Genomic DNA, 17,992 nt, shown 5'->3' on the forward strand with positions numbered 1-17,992 from the left:
GATTCGGTTTTAAGCACTGGAAAATTAGTTATGTCCCAGCCTCTTTCTGATCAAGCGAAGCTAGCTTCTTCGTATTGCAGCAAGGTTTTTGTCATGACAGGTGCTTGATCCTTTTTCTCTTTGCGCATGGCACGATGCTCTGCCACATGGGATTCACGGGAAATCCAAGCCACGAAATCCGCCTTCTTATCCCATTTCGTCACAATGGCATAGGCAACTGTATCACTTTTTTTCGTATCTTTGTTCCAGCACTCGGCAGAATGCAAGCCGGCTACATCAGTCAGCTCCTCCATCGTATGCTTCACTTTATTTATGATTTTATCTTTAGCGTCGATTGCACCTTCAAAAATAACTTGATTGACAAACATAGGATTGCCTCCTCATCAAACTTGTTCCTCTTTAACGCTACCAGAATTTCGAGGGACAGTCAATGAGAATGATTATCAATGTAGAGGGCTTAAAGGAGATCAGACTTCAAGACGACAAAAAGCTGCCGAGGATCGCTCGACAGCTTTCATTTGATCAATATACTTTGTCCCCGTTGAAGATGCTGTTTTTAACGACAACATAATCAACATTGCGGATTGCATCCAATTTTGTACCGCCAGCATAGGAAATGGAGGACTGAAGATCCTGTTCCATTTCAGTCAATGTATCCTGCAGGGATCCCTTATGCTCGACGAACATTTTCTTACCTTCGACATTGCGTTTTTCGCCTTTTTGGAACTCTGATGCAGAACCGAAATACTCTTTGTACAGTTTGCCATCTTTTTCGACTGTTTCACCAGGAGATTCTTCATGGCCGGCAAACAAGGAGCCGATCATGACCATCGATGCGCCAAAGCGGATCGATTTGGCGATGTCGCCATGTGTGCGGATACCGCCGTCAGCGATGATCGGTTTGCTTGCTGCTTTGGCGCACCAGCGCAATGCTGCCAGCTGCCAGCCTCCGGTCCCGAAGCCGGTTTTGATTTTCGTGATACATACCTTACCAGGTCCGATTCCTACTTTCGTGGCATCGGCGCCGGCATTCTCAAGCTCCCGTACAGCTTCCGGTGTCCCGACATTCCCAGCAATGACAAAGCTGTCTGGCAGGTGTTTCTTGATATGCTGGATCATACGGATCACAGAATTGGAATGACCATGTGCAATATCGATCGTGATGAATTCAGGCACCAATGATTTGCTTGCCAGAGACTCGATGAAATCATATTCTTCTTCTTTCACGCCGACACTGATGGATGCAATCAGATTCTGTTCCTGCATGGTCCGGATGAACGCTTCCCGTGTTTCGGGTTCAAAGCGATGCATGACATAAAAATAATTATTTTTTGCCAAGTAAACGGCAATTTTTTCATCAATGATCGTCTGCATATTCGCCGGTACGACCGGCAGACGGAATGTATGGTTTCCAAGTGTGACAGTCGTGTCGCATTCTGAACGGCTGTTCACTACGCATTTTGCGGGAATTAGTTGAATATCTTCGTAATCAAATACATTTTCCATGATTATACCCCTCTAAAGACGAATTATTTTTAATGTTATCTTTCATTTCGTTCGCCCTTTGGTACTATACAATAATTCTGAAAACAAAGCAAAGGTTTTTAACCAAAAAAATAAAAAATGAAGCAGATGGGGTAGAATAATAGGAGAGGTGACGATAAATTGAAACTTCGTATGAAAATGATATATCGGACATCAAAGGGTGCGGAAGCAGAATTCATATCGGATTATATGCCGCCCGGAATCGTGCTCTTGCTTATGGAAGATATGCAGCAAAACGGCAGGATACCTGAAATGGAAGTAATGGATCAATATGAGACAGAATGGACAATGAAAGAATTGAGGAAGTACATGAAGGAATTAGAGACAGAGCCGCATCATGTCCGGATTCATGCAGATGGAGGATTTGATAAAGGAACTGGCAGAGCAGGGCTGGGGTGTGTTATCAACTACGAACAAAATCAGAATGAATTCCGGATCCGCCGCAATCAAGTGATGGAGCAGCTGAATTCCAACAATGAAGCAGAATATGCAGCATTGCATTTTGCCATGCGTATATTGGATGAAATGGGAGTGGAAAATCAGGAAATCGAGGTATATATGGATTCCCTCACTGTCGTCAATCAGATGGCCGGGGAGTGGCCCATTTATGAAAAAGATTTGAAATATTGGGCGGATAAGATAGATGATATCGTGAAAGATTTCGGGAATGCTGTGCGATATGTCCATGTAGACAGAAAGAAAAACAAAGAAGCCGATCAGCTCGCAAGCCAGGCTTTGCAGGATATTGAAATCGACAGCACTAAACAAAAATGACCGCCCAAGGCAAAGGCCGGGGCGGTCATTTTCATTTGGAAGTCTGTTGATTGATAGCTTCAATCAAACTGGTCTTGGTTGTACCAGTTGCTGCTTCCACTAGTGTCTGGAAACGTTCTGTCAGCAATTCTTTGTTTTTATACTCCTGCGGATGGTTCTGATTGTAGTAGAAACGGAAGACAGCTTCCTCAGGGAAATGCTGTTTACCGGTCTTGATCATGAATCCGACAGGGAGCTTATCATAAGCATATGCTGCTTTAGTTTCGGCTGGCTTATCAGCTGCTACTGTTTGATTTTCAGTTGCCAGCTGCTGCATTGCCTGCTTGATGAATTTCTTGCGTGCACGTTTCTTCTTGGAACGCATATTCATCTCAGCAAGAATTTTATCCAGACTTTCGGTTTTCGTAAGTTCTGTCACGACTAAAAACTCCTCTATTATTGTCTGCAACCTCTATCATATGATATTTTCGGAGATTTTAGAAGGCTAGCGTTAGAATTGCTAACTTTCTGACAAGTCATCAATAATAGTATGTGTCCGAATAGGTTGGATCTGTATCCGGAATCAAGGCGACACCGATGATCATGGCAATCATGAAGATGATGAAATAAAGGACGATGATTGCGGCCATGACAATGAATGTGGCAATGGCATAATTTCTCCTCGGATTTGTCCGGTCAACTGCCCAAATGATCAGCATGATGATATTGACAATCGGAATCCCTGTCAGTACCAATGTCCATACCCATTGCATGATTCTCATTTGGCTGTTAGTTTGATTTTCTCTTTGCTGAGGTTCCATGTATAATCGCTCCTGACTTAGAAAAATAATGACAGAAATAACTATAATGGATAGTTTCTGTTAATTCAACCAGTGTCAGGAACGCATCAAACATTGATATAGAGCCGTTTTAGGGACTTTTATCCTGATTTGCCGCTCGTTCGAGCATCTGCTTCATTTCCAGCATTTCCAGGCGCATCAGCGGATCAAACTGCCCTTCCGCCAGGGTTTTATCAATATATTTGATTGCATTGTCCAATTGGTGATCCATTTTATCCGCCCTCCTCTCCTGTAGGATTTCTCTACTACTCGGGTTTGTGACCACTTCCAGTATGATGGCGCATAATTGCATCCTTTATACTAGGTAAAATGCAGCTTGTTTACCGGGAATATTATGTTTCTATGGCTTGTCCGCGAACTCCTCTTTGTTTATGCTTGGTTTATCAGAATCATGGAGGTGATCGGATGTTATATGATGTCATCATTCTGGGTGCAGGAACCATGGGGCTGAGTGCAGGTTATCAGCTGGCCAAAAAAGGACAGAAGGTGCTGATGGTGGATAGCTATCATCCCCCCCATGTCCACGGCAGCCACCATGGCGAAACCAGGATCATTCGTTATGCATATGGAGAAGGGGAAGCATATGTACCATTTGCGCTCCGTTCCAAAGAATTGTGGAAGGATTTGGAGGGGAAAATTGGGCGAACAATCCTGGTGGAGACAGGAGTACTGAACTGCGGGCCTGAGTCGAGCCCTTTCATCCAAAATGTCCTGAAGAGCGGAGATAAGTATGCCTTGCAAGTGGAAAAGCATACTTCTGCACAGCTGCAAAAGCGCTGGCCGGGATTGACCATCCCAAATGATTACATAGGAGCCTATGAGAAGGATGGAGGTTATCTGCGGACCGATACGATCCTGAATGGCTATGCTGAGCTTGCTGTATCTTACGGGGCAGTATTAGCGGGCGGGCAGCGAGTACGGGAAGTAAAAATCAATAAAGGCACTGTCGCACTGACAACGGCTGATACTACATACAAGGCAAAGAAGCTGATCGTGACCGCAGGAGCGTGGGGAGGAGAAGTGCTATCGCAGCTTGGACTGCAGCTGCCGATTACAGTCATCCGAAAAACGTTTGCTTGGCTGCATGCAGATGCTATTTTCCAGGAAAGCAAGTTTCCTTGTTTCAGCTTCGATACAGAAATGGGGACGTATTACGGATTTCCGGATATCGATGGAACTGGACTCAAAATCGGCCGGCATGATACCGGCATGCCGATACACCCGGATAAAAAGGGATCACCTTTCCAAGATGCAGATACAGAAGAGCTGCTAGCCTTCCTATCCCGTTTCATGGCCAGGGGCACATTCCGTCTGCGAGAAGGGAAAACATGCATGTACAGCATGACACCTGATGAAGATTTCATCATCGATCATCATCCGGAACATCAAGAAGTCATGTTCGCCCTCGGTTTTTCAGGTCATGGATTCAAGTTCGCGAGTGCCGCAGGCGAAGCACTGAGTGAGATGGCAATGGAGAAAGAGCTGACAGTGGATATGGAGCCTTTCCGCCTGGATAGGTTCTGATAGGATCCCTAGTAGGTACTGATGAGAAAGCTGGGCAGTGAAAGCAGTCATCTTTGGATATGCAGAAGAAATCACATAGCAGAATGTATATATGCAGCCGTTTTGTTAAAGAATGGACATAAATCAAGGCGGGCTGCTGATTTGACATGTTATAATAAAGAAATATAACGTTTTATGATGAAGGAATAGATTATTTGTAAGGAGATGCTGTATCATGCCAGCAGGCGTGCGTTTGATTCTGATCATGGCGGTTGCCTTGCTTACTGTCGGGCTCTTGATCTTTGGGGCTGTAAAGAGTAAGCAGATGAGAGTGCCTTTCACCATCTTGGCAATACTTTTGGCATTCATTTATATCGTGTCATTCGTCGTATTATTTATTTTATGAAAAGCATGCACAAAATTGTGCATGCTTTTTTGTTTTTCTACAGAAAAGCGTACTATTTTTTGATATAGATACCTTAATTGAAATATTTTTGTAATGTTTTGTCACACTTTCGTATAGTATACTGTTTCCGGAGATTACTTTATTTTCTATTTCATCACAGATTAATCATACCAGGGCTATGGATAAACAATCATAATGGATTCACAGGGGGAACAGAAGTGAGAAAAAAATGGCTGCATATCGGTTTGGCTGCAGTGATCGGATCTGCTGCACTAGCCTTGCCGGTATCAGGAAATGTTGCATATGCCTATGAGGATTTGGATGAACAGCGAGATGAAGTCGAACGGAAAAAATCGGAGAACGAAAAGGAACGATCTAAAAAAGCAGAGCAGCAGGATGATTTACAGGCGGCTGCAGAAAAACTTCGGTCCGATCTGGAGAAAATCGATGGGGAAATCAGTGAAACGAACACGAAATTGGCCGATACGGAATCAGAGATATCCGGATTGGAGAAGGATATCGAAACGCTGAAAATGGAGATTGCCGACTTGGAGGTCCGTATCGAAGAACGGCATGCTTTGCTGAAGGAGCGGATGCATTCCTTGCAGAAAAACGGCGGCCAAATCAGTTATTTGGATGTCATCATGGAATCCAAGAGTTTTTCGGATTTCCTGAATAGAGTAGATGCTGTCAGTACCATCATGGGAGCGGACCAGGAATTGATGGAGGCGCAGCAGAAGGATTTGAACGATATAGAATCCAAGAAATCAGAACGCCAATCGAAGCTTGAACGAGTGGAGGAGCAGGCAGTTATTCTGGAGGAGACCAAGCAGTCCTTGACGGCCCAACAGGAAGAGAAGGACAAGCTTATTGCGGATGTCATGAAGGAATATGATGTGACTTCCGAGGAGCTTCTCAGTCTGAGCGAGGAGGCTGACTTGCTTGCAGCCCAGGAAGAAGCAATCGCTGCTGAAGCTGCTTATCGCGACAAACAAAAGGCGGAGGAAGAAGCGCGCCGGGAAGCTGAACGCCAGCGTGCCGAGCAAGCGAAGCAGGAAGAAGCTGCCAGGATGGCGGCGGAGGAGGAAGCAGCGAAAGCCGCACAGGAAAAAGCAGCAGCTTCTGCCAGTGAAGAGGCAGCGAAAGAAGAGCCGAAGCAGGAAACCGCCGAGAAGCAGGTAGCTGACACGCAGCAAGTGTCCAAGCCAGCTTCGGCTCCGGCGGAATCGCAGGCGGATGTCACTCCACAGCAGGAGAAGCAGCCATCTCAGGCTCCTGCGGGCAATGGTACTTTCATCACCCCGGCGCCGGGCAGCATCACGTCTGGTTTTGGTCCGAGATGGGGTACATTCCATTATGGAATCGATATTGCGAAAAGAGGATCCAATGTGCCGATTTGGGCTGCAGCTTCCGGAACGGTGTCACGGGCCTATTATTCTTCCAGTTATGGTAATGTAATCTTTGTAACACATTCCATTGATGGAAAAACATATACAACCGTATATGCGCATTTGACAGCTATGCATGTAAGTTCGGGTCAGCGTGTATCCCAAGGTCAGCAGATCGGAACGATGGGTAACACAGGTATGTCTCAGGGGCAGCATCTTCATTTTGAATTGCATACTGGTCCTTGGAATGGAAGCAAATCGAACGCAGTGAATCCAATTCCATATTTGAATTAAAAGCAGCGAGAAATTCAACACCCCGAGGGTGTTGGATTTTTTTGTTAAGTGGTGTAAAGTTATAGGAATATATGGAAAAGGGGGTTCCTGAATGCAGCAAGCGGCATTGAAAGAGCTGACACGTATCCTTGCAAATGTGGAAGAGGTGAAAGCTGTATTTGTGAAAGGATCATTCGGGCGGGGCGAAGAGGACCCGTACTCAGATATCGATTTATATTGTCTGGTGGACGAAAAGGATGTACATCGATTTCTCCCGAAGAGATTGCATCTGCTGTCACAGTATAAGGAGGTTCTGTATAGCGAGGAGTTATTCATCATCGCGCCGCAGCTGATCATCGTGTACGATAACCTGCTGCATGTGGACCTGTTCACGGTCACCGAAGAATCGTTTAATTCGGGTTCTTTACGATCCGGATAGCTTGCTGGAACCTTACAGACCAGAACAAAAACTTACCATGACAGATCGGGAATACGGCGATCAAGTAATAGACCTGACATGGTTTTTATTCCAGTATCGCAAGGCGGCGCTTCGCGGCAATGGTGTATGGGCAGCTGCAATGCTGCATCAGGTAACGGAACCGCTGGCAAGAATGCTGCTGCATCATCATTACCCGGATCGAGCACAGCTTGGATTGAAGAGGGCGGAACAACTTCTGCCGCCACCGGTATTTCACGTGTTTTCCGACATTTTGGAAAATATGACGCCAGCAGATCATTCCCAGGCAGCAGCAGCTATCCTCCTGCTGCTTGAAAGAGAACGTTATTTCTTGGAGGAGCATGTAAAGGGAAAAGAGAGGGAGAAGATTTACAGGCTGTTTCAAAAGCTGATGACAGAGGGACTTAACACGTAAAAGAAGCCATATCCATCAAGGATATGGCTTCTGATCTATACAAGCTTGGACTGACCATCGGATTTCACTTTTCGTCTGTGCATTAAGCTTCTTCATCAGATATGTCGCTTCCTTTTCGTTGCGGAACAGCATATCTGAAGTAGAATTGGAATGTTTTAGGTAGGTTTTGGTTCCGTTTGCTTCTCGGACAATTTTATAGAGCATCGAACACACTCCTGACCTATTAAAATTGTATTTCTGATTCTATTTTCGCATAAGTTATGGCGGATGTATACAGAATATATAGAATATACTATTAAGTTTTTGTGGAATTTTAGTATAATCTGCATTTTTAACAAAGATGTATTGGTTGTATTGGGTATAAAGTCATCTTCATTCCTGGACATTTCTTCATTTGAAGGAATGTTTTTTTGCTATTCTGCAATTATATGATAATTGTAAATTATTTACACGAAGAATTATTAATTTGTGGAAGAATAGGAATCTGGCAGCTATTGCATTTTATTCCGTAATAATCTAACTTTTTACAACAATTAAACATATCTTCACATTTCTTTAAACACCAGCTTCACAAATAGCTTGTAAAGTTAACAATATACGAACAAATGAAAGGAGTAATGCTGTGAGGGTTCATCAATTTTCGTCAATGACAGCATGGTTTGAGCATCAGGAATTGGCAGTGCATATCGCAGCGGGGAACTGCATAGCTGCTGTCGCTCAAAGCAAAGGGGGTATCACATGAAGATCATGGTTACCAATGAAGATGGTATTTTCTCTCCGGGTGTCGAGGCAATGATCGAGACATTGCAGCATTTCGGAGAAGTCTATGTTGTATGCCCGGATCAGGAATTCGGTACAGTCAATCACAGCATCACGGCCCGACAGCCTGTCCGAGTCAAGGAAATGTTCCATTTTCCGGGAGTGGCAGGCGCTTGGAGCTTGAATGGGAGCCCGGCTGATTGCGTCAAGCTTGGGATGGAGGTGCTGCTGCCGGAGAAACCGGATTTCCTTTTCTCGGGAATAAACGCTGGTCCGAATCTGGGGCGGGATATTTATCACTCCGGTACAATGGCTGCTGCAGTGGAAGCATCCCTATATAATATTCCGGCTGCTTCCGTCAGCCTCAATAGCGGCTCTTTGAAACATGTGAACTATTCCAAAGTCAAGACGCTATTTTATCAGGTTGCTGAGGTGATGCTTCAGCATCGGGCGAAATCGGTCGGCTTTTTGAATGTCAATCTGCCGAATATCGACAAGCGCCAATTCAAAGGAATTCAAGTGATTCCGATGGACATGAGTGTTTCGAGGTATCGTTTCGTCGGTCTGCATGATCCGCATGGGGAAGTATATTATTGGCTGAAGGATCAGCTGCAAGAGCTAGCGACCTTCCATCCGACAAGCGATTATCTTTTATTGAAAGAAGGATACATAACTGTTTCACCGATTGAATTGCGAACGCATTATAAGCGGAAACAGGAGCAAGTGGAACGCTGGTTCAAGTCCATGGAGACGAATACATCGGAATAAAGGAGAGATTGGGATGAAAAGAAAATGGATGGCTGGTTTTATGGGAACTGTATTGCTTGCACTGACAGCATGCGGCCAAGAGGACGCTGGAAGCTCTGCAGGGGCTTCGGATGGAGAAATCGCCGGCACACTCAGTTTCTACACATCCCAGCCTGATGCGGATGCACAGAAATTGGTGGAGGGCTTTGAAAAACGCTATCCGGAAGTGGAAGTGGAAACGTATCGTTCCGGCACGGAAGAAGTGATTTCCAAGCTGAATGCCGAGAAGATGGCAGGGGATGTACAGGCGGATGTCCTGCTCGTGGCAGATAGTGTGACCTTTGAAGATTTGAAGGAGCAAGATATGCTGCAGGCATATGAGTCGGGGGAATTGGCTGGAGTACCGGATGAATTCGAGGATAAAGATCACTATTATACAGGTACGAAAATCATGGCGACGGGTATTGTCGCCAATACAGAGTCCGGTGATGTCCCCACTGGCTGGGGTGCGTTGACAGAAGCTGATGCAAAAGGGGAAATCGTCATGCCCAGTCCGCTTTATTCCGGTGCTGCGGCTTACAATCTGGGTGTTTTGACAAGACAGGATGACTTCGGCTGGGGATTCTACGAGCAATTGAAGGAACAAGGAACAGCAGTTGTAAAAGGGAATGGGGATGTGTTGAAATCGGTTGCTTCCGGTGAGAAACGATATGGCGTCGTCGTCGACTATCTCGCTGCCAGGGCCAAAGCCGACGGATCTCCAGTCGAGCTCGTTTACCCGGAAGAAGGTGTTCCTGTCATCACCGAACCGATCGGGATTACCAAGGATACGGATAATGCTGCAGCGGCCAAGGCATTTGTTGATTATGTCTTATCCGAGGAAGGCCAGGAACTGGCGGCAGAATTGGGATATACCCCGATCAGGGAAGGGATCGATGCCCCTGAGGGATTGAAGACTTACGACGAGATGACAGTATTGCAGGCGGATACGGAAGCATTGTATACGTCCCGCAATAAAGACAAGCAGCAGTTCGAGGATCTTTTCGGCAAATAAGCAAAAGGAGGGCCACCCATGCAACTGACGATGAAATCAAGGCAGCTGGAAGGAGGCGGTCATACCGCTTTCCGCGGGTTCCCTGCTCTGATCGGGATGCTGATTCTCTTCTTCTTTTTCCTGCTGCCGATCATACGGCTCGCCTTGATGAGTTTCACCTCGGCAGAAAGTCTTTCGGTCAGTGCTTATTCTGAAGTGCTCCAGGAGTCCGTTACATGGAAAACGCTTTGGAATACAATTTATATCGTCGCTGGCAGCACTGCTATATCGATGTTTCTTGGGATCGCGATGGCTGCAGTGATGGCATATACGGATGTGCAGGGCAAGTCGCTGATGCAGCTGTTCATCTATTTGCCCTTCATCATCCCATCTTATATCACGACGCTGGCTTGGGTGCAGTTTTTCGGCAGTTCAGGCCCGCTTGGGGGTCTGCCGGATTGGCTGATACCTGATTTATACAGTCCCGGGGGCATTATATTCGTACTTGGGATTTCGCATTATCCGCTTGTTTATTTGATGACAGTGCAAGTGTTTCGCAGAATCCCCCGTGAGGCAGAGCTTGCAGCTTTTGTTTCGGGAGCTTCACGCTTGACCTGCTGGAGGAAAGTGATCCTGCCGATGGCTCTGCCGGGGATATGCAGCGGGGGATTGCTTGCGTGCCTTTCCAATCTGGATAACTTCGGGGTGCCTGCCATCCTCGGTATCCCGGCTAATATACGTGTACTCAGTACTTATATTTATGAGCAGGTCATCGGATATGGACCGAGTGCCTTCAGTCGGGCTGCAGTACTTTCCGTGCTGCTTGGTATCGTTGCGATAGCCGCCACTTTGATCCAAGTGTGGTTCCTGCGGAGGAGCAAAGTCACGGAAACGACTGTGCCAGACTATGAGCCCCGCACCCAGCTTAAGCCATTCGGGCGGAAACTGATGCAAACGGTGCTGTGGATCTTTCTTTTGGGCACCAGCCTGGTGCCTTTTTTGGCAATGGCTGCGGTCAGTCTGGTTCAGGCATACGGTGTTGATTTGACCTGGCAGAATCTTTCCCTGGGAAATTACCGCTATATCCTTTTCGAAGATGAAAAAGTGCTCCGCTCCTTAAGCAACAGCTTGCTTCTTGGATTCATAACGGCTGTCATCTGCTTGCTTTTCGGAACATTGTTCGCTTATTACCGTTCTCATAAGCAGGGCAGATTGCCGAAAGTGATGGAAGCAATCATTACGATGCCTTATGCGCTTCCTGGTACCGTATTGGCGCTATGCATCATTTTGATGTGGATGCAGCCCTTGCCAGGATGGTATCCAGGTGTATATGGAACACCTGCCATCCTATTGATTGCCTATATCACTCGCTTCTTTGTCCTGCAATTCCGCGGCAGCTATACAGCCTTCAGCCAGCTGGATGCACGGATGGAGGAAGCAGCCAGGACAAACGGCGCGGACTTTTTTGCGAGATGGAGGCAAATTGTCCTGCCTTTGATCCTGCCGGGTGTCCTTAGCGGTGCCTTACTCGTTTTCCTTACATCACTGACGGAGCTCACCGTTTCCAGCATGCTTTGGTCCAGCGGTGCCGAAACAGTGGGTGTGATCATCTTCAGTTTCGAGCAAGCAGGTTACAGTACTTATTCGACGGCATTTTCATCATTGATCGTGTTGGCGATCCTGATTGGCGGCATCGCTTATCTCGTTATGCAGCGTAAATGGAAGCAAAGGGGGAGATCAATGTGATCAAATTGCAGGGATTAGAAAAGCACTATGGCAAAACCGCTGCTTTAAGCCAGATCGATTTGACGATCCAAGATGGAGAATTCCTTGCGATACTTGGTCCTTCTGGCTGCGGCAAGACGACTTTGCTTCGATTGCTTGCCGGCTTTATGCAGCCCACGGCAGGAACGATTCGATTCGACGAAACAGAAGTAGCCAACTCCAAGTACTATAGCAAGCCTGAAAACAGAAATATAGGCATGGTCTTCCAATCCTTTGCGCTTTGGCCGCATATGACAGTCGAAGAGCATATCCGATTCGCATTGAAAAATCATCGATTTTCCAAGAAACGCACAGCCAAGGAGCAAGCTGACAGGGTGACGGAGGTTTTGCGGCTTGTCGGGATGGAGTCATTCAGGAAGAGATACCCGGCAGCTTTGTCGGGAGGCCAGCAGCAGCGCGTTGCCCTGGCACGGGCGATTGCGCCGGAACCAGACATTCTGCTCATGGATGAACCGCTCAGTGCCTTGGATGCAGAATTACGTATCAGCATGCGCAAGGAAATCAAGCAGATACATAAAAAGCTTGGTGCCACCATCATTTATGTCACCCACGATCAAGGAGAAGCGCTGGCGATGGCTGATCGGGTGCTTGTCATGCAGCGTGGACGGATCGAGCAGGCAGCTGCGCCGGAAGAGATATATCAGCATCCGGAAACACCGTTTGTGGCTACATTTGTCGGCAAGGCAAATTTAGTGGAGGGAACATGGGAAGGCAATCACTTCATTCCTCAAGGCAGTACCTATCGCTGGCAGGATAATGGTGTTTCGGAACAATTGAAACAGCAGCAGCTTTACCCAGTCAGACCTGAAGAATGGCAGCTGCTGCCGGCTGAGGCAGAAGGATTGAAGGGGGAAATAATGATCAGTCAGTTCCAAGGAACCGAAAGACATTACGTGATCCGTGTAAACGGCAGGGAATATCAAGCATCGCTTCCTATATCCGTTCCGGAATGGAATGAGGGAGATACGCTGACTTTACAGGTCAAAGGAATGGTGCCGGCAGATTCCCGCGAAAAAATACTCCTGCGTTGACAAAAATGGACTCCCGGATCGAGGGAGTCCATTTTCTTTGAAGGAAAATAAAAATGGAGACAGAAATAATGAGATAGAGGTGATGCCGTTGAAACGGGATATGTCCATTATCAGGAGTCTCCTGCTGGATATCGAGGCGGAATACACAGAAGGAGGTTTTGCACTGGAAGTGACGGAGGAGGATGAGTATTCCGAGGAAGAAATGAATTATCATCTGCAGCTGATGAAGGAAGCGAAGCTCATCAAGCTGGAAACTGTATTCGATGAGGAAGAAGAGGAAGAAGAACTGCTCATCTACGGATTAACCTGGGAGGGGCATGAGCTGCTGGACAGCATCAGGGAAGAGGCAATTTGGCAGCAGCTGCTCGTTAAGCTGAAGCGGGAAAGAGGCAGTATGCCATTTTCCGTATTGCGGAAGCAGGCGGCGAAAGCAGCAGAGTCATACTATGCATCTGAATAGAAATGAGGAAATCATACCCTTATGCTCTTATAATCAAATTTATCTTTAAAAAGCATGTATTTTCCCCCTGGATCATATGATAGGACCAGAAAAAGGGATTGCCTCTCACGCAGAAGATATCGACAAGCATACAACCTGAGGGAAAGGTGTGGTGAAGACTTCCGACACATCCGTACTCGTTATCATGTGCACCAATAACAGATGATCTTCACCGCAAAAAAGGTGATTCTTGATATGAATTTTCCGGGAAAAAAGAAGTTTTATTTTCGAACAACCTGGCAAAACAAAAGTATCAAAATAATGGGAGGGTTGGGCATGCTCTGCATCTTTTCCGCAGCAAAAGATAAATTCCGGGAGGATTATCAGAAACAGCGGCAGACAGGACAAAAGCAAGATGCCAAGAGAACTGCAGCGGTTAAGAAATAAGGAGTGGACTGCGCACTCATAAAAACAGGCGTATAAGTACAGACTATAGGTAAAAAGCAAAAGAGGTGCAGATTGTGCGCAGTCGGTCTACATTCATCAAAGGATTCATGCTCGGGATTGTCATTGCCCTGGCAGTATGGCTGGTCGTGACTTATATAGCTTCCAAATTCATTTGATATGACAAAACACAGCTCTTCTAGAGCTGTGTTTTGTTTTGTTTGCGGGCGGCATTATTTTCAAATTCAGTTTCCGGATGACCATAATCACCATTCATCACTTGCTCATCCTGATCCAGCCCGATAGCTTCAGCTGCTTTATCACGCTGATCTGAATTATTTTGTTTTTGCTTCATATATCCACCTCCTGCCGATAGTGTGGCACTCCTGCCGGTAATTATGTAAGGACAGACAGGCTGTCCCTCTATATTAACGCTGTTGGGGGGAATAATAATAATTGTACGGATAAGGTGCCGGATATGGATAAGGAACAGGATATGGCACCGGATAAGGTGTGTTGTATCCATATTTATAACCATATCCAGGACCACTGATCAAAGCACTGCCAAGAAGTCCGCCAGCCAGCCCGCCAATGAACGGGATAAAGGCAAATCCGAATCGCTGGTCCTCTTGGTTCGTTCGATAGTCTGCTGTATAAGTCGATTGTCCATATGGATGCAAATAATAAGTGTAGCTCATCAACATTCCTCCTATTCCTTCACAGTATGCATGAAAGTCCAAGTGAGGATGGGCAAGTATCCGGCACAGGAGGAAAGTTTTCCAGGAAAGAAAGTCATTTACAGGACTAATTCGCAAAAAGGTTCATACACTAGTGATGATATGTCCATGTTTGTAAGACTGGATGACTGGGTATTAAGTTGATCATGTACTTATATGACGCAGAAAAGGACTGGATTATGCAGAAACTTCTTACGCTTTCATTATTGATTTTCTTTTTTGTCAGCAACCTTTGTCTCGTTCTATACTTACCATTCCATAATCTGAACCAGGATGACAATCCTGCCAAGGTCTTTGCAGATGCAAGGACACAGCCCGTGCTGCCTGAAAAGGACACTCATTCCGTGAAAGGCCCTCATTCCAGCGTTTTATCTGATAGAGATGATCAGCATTCTGCACACTTGTCCGAAGCGGTCATCGAACAGAAACAATATACTGCCGAAGAAATAGAGCTGCTCCAAAAATTGGTCCAAGCTGAAACAAGCGGAGAGGACTATATAGGTAAAGTAGCAGTGGCCACCGTCGTACTCAATCGTATGGAGAGTGATGAATTTCCTGACAGCATTCATGATGTGATCATGCAGGAAGGACAGTTTCAGCCTGTAAGCTCTGGTGTTATCTGGGAGAGCCATCCGACTGATGAAACGGTACAAGCAGTGGCTGATGCACTTGTGCGAAGGGATGATATGCAGGATATTGTCTGGTTCATGAATCCCAAAACCGCCACGACAAACTGGATAGCCGAAACACAGGTGCAAGTGAAACAAATCGGCAACCATGTTTTCTATCGTTAAGATGGACAGGCTCATCCAAAGCTACACAATCCTTTTGATTATTTGCCGATATCTCCGACGAAAAGCATGTTTTACATCTTTCCTGTCCGGAAAAAGATTAGGGAAGGATACAGGAAGGAGTTGTCAGCATTGGGTAAGCTGGATAATCAAATTGCAGTTGTGACAGGCGGAGCCACTGGTATTGGCAGAGCCACTGCTTCCCTATTCGCTGAAGAAGGGGCTACTGTACTGGCTGCAGATATCAAGGAAGAAGCATTGAAGGATCTGATAGAATCGATTCAAGCTGCCGGAGGGAATGCAGAAGCATTTGAAATAGATGTTTCCGATGAAAATAGCGTGCAGCGATTCGCTGATCAAGTGAAGGAAAAATACGGAAGGGTGGATGTGCTTTTCAATAATGCCGGCATCGATCAAGAAGGCGGTAAGGTACATGAGTACCCGATTGAGTTATTCGACAGCATCCAGAAGACAGATTTGCGGGGAACTTTCCTGATGAGCAAGTTCCTCCTCCCGCTGATGCTGGAAAACAAAAAAGGCGCAATCGTCAACAATGCCTCGATGAGCGGAAGCTTCGCTGATCTGGACAGGTCAGGCTATAATGCAGCCAAAGGCGGCATCATCAACTTCACGAAAGCCACCGCGATAGATTACGGCAGGCAAGGCATCCGGGCGAATTCCGTTTCTCCCGGTACAATCGAGACGTCATTGATCGATGAACTGACAGGGACGCAGGAAGAGGAGCAGGGGAAAGCATTCCGTGAATCAAACAAATGGCTTGCTCCGATGGGAAGATTAGGTGCTCCAGAAGAAATAGCCAAAGCTGTCTTATTCCTTGCGTCGGACGACAGCTCCTATATCACAGGGCAAGACTTGATCGTCGATGGCGGGCTGACAGCTTATACATGGCCAGGTAAAATGGTGATGGATGACAGCTGGAAGGAAACGACGCAATAAGAGCGGGGGATCCCTGCTCTTTTTTGTGCAGGTCGTTTGACAGGAAGATTGGCAAGGTATATGATTGATGTGTCAATTATTGACGCGTCAAATATTTTACAAAGGAGATAAGCCGATGACTGCTTGTTCTATCCGTCTACAAATTTTCCTGCAGCTGCAGGCAGTGAACAAGGAGCTCTGTTCGAAGTTCGAGGCTTGCTTAGGAGCCAGCACCTCACGTGTGGAGATCCTTCATTATCTGTTGCAGCATGAGGAGGTCACCCAGTCAGCACTGCAAAGGGAAGTGAATATCGATGCTGCAGCTGTCACAAGACATCTAAAGCAGCTTGAAGCGGCCGGGACGATCATCCGCTATAAAAAAGCAGATGATCAGCGTGCTACATGGGTGAAGCTGGAGGATGAAGCAAAGCGGCACATCGAGCAATCCTATCAGGAAAAGAGCAAGTTCGTGGAAGAAACGCTATCGGGCTTTTCGGAAGAAGAACTGGCTCAATTCCTGCGCATGCTGAGCAAAGTAAGTGAAAATGTCTCACGTGTCACAAAGAATCAGCTGGGAGGAGAAAATGAATGAACCACATATATGATAAAGAGGCCTTCCTGCAAATCGTGCAGGACCGCCGTTCCATCCGTCTTTATGACGAAGAAGTTAAAATCAGCAAGGAAGAAATGACCGAAATACTAACAGCAGCAACAAAAGCTCCTTCTTCCGTTAATCTGCAGCCGTGGCGCTTTGTGGTCATTGAGACTCCGGAAGCAAAAGCGAAGCTTGCTCCGCTTGCCAGATTCAATCAGCAGCAGGTCAAAACCTCCGCTGCAGTAATCGCTGTTTTTGCGGATATGAATAATCTTGACTACCTGGAAGAAATCTATGGAAAAGCGGTGGAACATGGTATGATGCCGCAGGAGGTCAAAGATCAGCAAGTAATCTCGATCCGTAATCTGCTTTCCGGTATCACGGAACAGCAAAATCGGGAAACAATCCTTATCGATGGCGGTTTGGTGTCCATGCAGATCATGCTGACTGCGAAAGCATATGGTTACGATACAAATCCGATTGGCGGGTTTGAGAAGGACCAAATCGCCGAAGCATTCGATTTGGATAAAAATCGATATGTTCCTGTCATGCTGATTTCCATCGGAAAAGCGGCAGATGCAGGCTACAAATCCTACCGAATGCCGGTAGAACAAATCACAGAATGGAAATAAGGAGAGAGAAACAATGATCATCATCCACGCTAGAATGTCAGTGAAACCAGAGAAAAAAGAAGAATTCCTTCAGGAAATCGAAGCAGTCATGGAAGGAAGCCGTGCCGAAGCTGGCAATAACAGCTATGATCTGTTCCAAGATCCAAAAGATGCAAACAGCTTTATCATGGTGGAAAATTGGAAGGACATGGAGGCTGTGCAAGCACATAATGCCAGCAGCCACTTCCAAAAATTCAGCAAAGCTGCCCAGGAAATGCTCAGCGCACCATTGGCAGCAGATGTTTATCAAGGCGAGAAATTGAATTAAAGAAAGAGGCTGGGATAAAAGTGTTTTAGCCAAACAAAAAACCGAACTATATTGCAAATCTTCATACGAAAATTTGCATAAGTTCGGTTTTTTGATTAGTTATCTATTCCAGCGGAGTGTTCTACCGAAGCGGCGCTCAAGAATAAGATTCGGTTT

Annotated in this window: 24 protein-coding genes; 16 read left to right on the forward strand and 8 right to left on the reverse strand. The window is 46.2% G+C overall.

Annotated features, from left to right (window positions below; all coding sequences use genetic code 11):
• Positions 1 to 50: 50 nt before the first annotated feature.
• Positions 51 to 368: an antibiotic biosynthesis monooxygenase gene (locus CHH53_RS02090; RefSeq protein WP_095214477.1), complete on the reverse strand. Its 318-nt coding sequence runs from the start codon at positions 366 to 368 to the stop codon at positions 51 to 53.
• 154 nt (positions 369 to 522) lie between these two features.
• The gene (gene guaC, locus CHH53_RS02095) at positions 523 to 1,506 is read right to left on the reverse strand and encodes a GMP reductase (RefSeq protein WP_095214478.1); all 984 of its coding nucleotides are present in this window, start codon (positions 1,504 to 1,506) and stop codon (positions 523 to 525) included.
• Between the two features lie 159 nt (positions 1,507 to 1,665).
• Between guaC and CHH53_RS02100 the strand changes: the two genes are divergently transcribed.
• Positions 1,666 to 2,319, forward strand: a complete 654-nt coding sequence (locus CHH53_RS02100) for a reverse transcriptase-like protein (protein WP_095214479.1) — start codon at positions 1,666 to 1,668, stop codon at positions 2,317 to 2,319.
• Between the two features lie 31 nt (positions 2,320 to 2,350).
• Here CHH53_RS02100 and CHH53_RS02105 read toward each other — a convergent pair whose 3' ends face one another.
• The 3 genes from CHH53_RS02105 to CHH53_RS17240 form a co-directional block, all read right to left on the reverse strand.
• Positions 2,351 to 2,737: a hypothetical protein gene (locus tag CHH53_RS02105; protein ID WP_095214480.1), complete on the reverse strand. Its 387-nt coding sequence runs from the start codon at positions 2,735 to 2,737 to the stop codon at positions 2,351 to 2,353.
• A 100-nt stretch (positions 2,738 to 2,837) separates the two neighbouring features.
• Positions 2,838 to 3,119, reverse strand: coding sequence for a hypothetical protein (locus tag CHH53_RS02110; protein ID WP_095214481.1), 282 nt, complete (start codon positions 3,117 to 3,119; stop codon positions 2,838 to 2,840).
• A gap of 109 nt (positions 3,120 to 3,228) precedes the next feature.
• Positions 3,229 to 3,369 carry a hypothetical protein gene (locus CHH53_RS17240; RefSeq protein ID WP_158221450.1) on the reverse strand — a complete coding sequence of 47 codons (141 nt, stop codon included), beginning with the start codon at positions 3,367 to 3,369 and terminating at the stop codon, positions 3,229 to 3,231.
• A gap of 194 nt (positions 3,370 to 3,563) precedes the next feature.
• Between CHH53_RS17240 and solA the strand changes: the two genes are divergently transcribed.
• From solA to CHH53_RS17560, 5 genes are all read left to right on the forward strand, one after another.
• Positions 3,564 to 4,682 carry an N-methyl-L-tryptophan oxidase gene (solA, locus tag CHH53_RS02115; protein ID WP_095214482.1) on the forward strand — a complete coding sequence of 373 codons (1,119 nt, stop codon included), beginning with the start codon at positions 3,564 to 3,566 and terminating at the stop codon, positions 4,680 to 4,682.
• Between the two features lie 214 nt (positions 4,683 to 4,896).
• Positions 4,897 to 5,067, forward strand: coding sequence for a hypothetical protein (locus CHH53_RS17245; protein ID WP_158221451.1), 171 nt, complete (start codon positions 4,897 to 4,899; stop codon positions 5,065 to 5,067).
• A gap of 218 nt (positions 5,068 to 5,285) precedes the next feature.
• On the forward strand, positions 5,286 to 6,749 hold the full coding sequence (locus tag CHH53_RS02120; protein WP_095214483.1) for a murein hydrolase activator EnvC family protein: 1,464 nt from the start codon (positions 5,286 to 5,288) through the stop codon (positions 6,747 to 6,749).
• Between the two features lie 91 nt (positions 6,750 to 6,840).
• The gene (locus CHH53_RS17555; protein ID WP_233134778.1) at positions 6,841 to 7,167 is read left to right on the forward strand and encodes a nucleotidyltransferase domain-containing protein; all 327 of its coding nucleotides are present in this window, start codon (positions 6,841 to 6,843) and stop codon (positions 7,165 to 7,167) included.
• A 1-nt stretch (position 7,168) separates the two neighbouring features.
• Positions 7,169 to 7,600: a hypothetical protein gene (locus CHH53_RS17560; RefSeq protein WP_233134779.1), complete on the forward strand. Its 432-nt coding sequence runs from the start codon at positions 7,169 to 7,171 to the stop codon at positions 7,598 to 7,600.
• A 15-nt stretch (positions 7,601 to 7,615) separates the two neighbouring features.
• Here CHH53_RS17560 and CHH53_RS02130 read toward each other — a convergent pair whose 3' ends face one another.
• Positions 7,616 to 7,804 (reverse strand): hypothetical protein, encoded by a 189-nt coding sequence (locus CHH53_RS02130; protein ID WP_095214484.1) that lies wholly within the window; start codon positions 7,802 to 7,804, stop codon positions 7,616 to 7,618.
• Between the two features lie 534 nt (positions 7,805 to 8,338).
• Between CHH53_RS02130 and surE the strand changes: the two genes are divergently transcribed.
• Genes surE through CHH53_RS02155 form a run of 5 tightly spaced genes read left to right on the forward strand, consistent with a single transcriptional unit; the run spans position 8,339 to position 13,415 of the window.
• Positions 8,339 to 9,127 (forward strand): 5'/3'-nucleotidase SurE, encoded by a 789-nt coding sequence (gene surE, locus CHH53_RS02135; RefSeq protein WP_095214485.1) that lies wholly within the window; start codon positions 8,339 to 8,341, stop codon positions 9,125 to 9,127.
• A 13-nt stretch (positions 9,128 to 9,140) separates the two neighbouring features.
• The gene (locus CHH53_RS02140; RefSeq protein WP_095214486.1) at positions 9,141 to 10,160 is read left to right on the forward strand and encodes an ABC transporter substrate-binding protein; all 1,020 of its coding nucleotides are present in this window, start codon (positions 9,141 to 9,143) and stop codon (positions 10,158 to 10,160) included.
• 18 nt (positions 10,161 to 10,178) lie between these two features.
• Positions 10,179 to 11,885 carry an ABC transporter permease gene (locus CHH53_RS02145; protein ID WP_095214487.1) on the forward strand — a complete coding sequence of 569 codons (1,707 nt, stop codon included), beginning with the start codon at positions 10,179 to 10,181 and terminating at the stop codon, positions 11,883 to 11,885.
• Positions 11,882 to 12,955: an ABC transporter ATP-binding protein gene (locus CHH53_RS02150; protein ID WP_198946014.1), complete on the forward strand. Its 1,074-nt coding sequence runs from the start codon at positions 11,882 to 11,884 to the stop codon at positions 12,953 to 12,955. The genes CHH53_RS02145 and CHH53_RS02150 overlap by 4 nt, the downstream gene beginning before the upstream one ends.
• A gap of 37 nt (positions 12,956 to 12,992) precedes the next feature.
• Entirely contained in the window at positions 12,993 to 13,415 is a 423-nt protein-coding gene (locus tag CHH53_RS02155) for a DUF2513 domain-containing protein (RefSeq protein WP_095214489.1), read from the forward strand.
• A gap of 622 nt (positions 13,416 to 14,037) precedes the next feature.
• Here CHH53_RS02155 and CHH53_RS17085 read toward each other — a convergent pair.
• A complete protein-coding gene (locus tag CHH53_RS17085; RefSeq protein WP_143594450.1) occupies positions 14,038 to 14,193 on the reverse strand; it encodes a DUF4021 domain-containing protein in 156 nt (51 codons plus the stop codon).
• Between the two features lie 73 nt (positions 14,194 to 14,266).
• Positions 14,267 to 14,536, reverse strand: a complete 270-nt coding sequence (locus CHH53_RS02165) for a hypothetical protein (RefSeq protein WP_095214491.1) — start codon at positions 14,534 to 14,536, stop codon at positions 14,267 to 14,269.
• A gap of 218 nt (positions 14,537 to 14,754) precedes the next feature.
• On the opposite strand from CHH53_RS02165, the gene CHH53_RS02170 reads away from it, so the two are divergent.
• From CHH53_RS02170 to CHH53_RS02190, 5 genes are all read left to right on the forward strand, one after another.
• A complete protein-coding gene (locus CHH53_RS02170; protein ID WP_158221452.1) occupies positions 14,755 to 15,369 on the forward strand; it encodes a cell wall hydrolase in 615 nt (204 codons plus the stop codon).
• 129 nt (positions 15,370 to 15,498) lie between these two features.
• On the forward strand, positions 15,499 to 16,323 hold the full coding sequence (locus CHH53_RS02175; protein WP_095214493.1) for an SDR family oxidoreductase: 825 nt from the start codon (positions 15,499 to 15,501) through the stop codon (positions 16,321 to 16,323).
• Positions 16,324 to 16,438: 115 nt separating this feature from the next.
• On the forward strand, positions 16,439 to 16,894 hold the full coding sequence (locus CHH53_RS02180) for a MarR family winged helix-turn-helix transcriptional regulator (protein WP_095214494.1): 456 nt from the start codon (positions 16,439 to 16,441) through the stop codon (positions 16,892 to 16,894).
• Positions 16,891 to 17,529, forward strand: coding sequence for a nitroreductase family protein (locus tag CHH53_RS02185; protein WP_095214495.1), 639 nt, complete (start codon positions 16,891 to 16,893; stop codon positions 17,527 to 17,529). Before CHH53_RS02180 ends, CHH53_RS02185 begins: the two co-directional genes overlap by 4 nt.
• A 13-nt stretch (positions 17,530 to 17,542) precedes the next feature.
• Complete coding sequence (locus tag CHH53_RS02190; RefSeq protein WP_095214496.1) at positions 17,543 to 17,836, forward strand: putative quinol monooxygenase; 294 nt, start codon at positions 17,543 to 17,545, stop codon at positions 17,834 to 17,836.
• Positions 17,837 to 17,992 lie beyond the last annotated feature (156 nt).

The sequence above is a fragment of the Terribacillus sp. 7520-G genome (assembly GCF_002271665.1).
GTDB lineage: Bacteria > Bacillota > Bacilli > Bacillales > Amphibacillaceae > Terribacillus.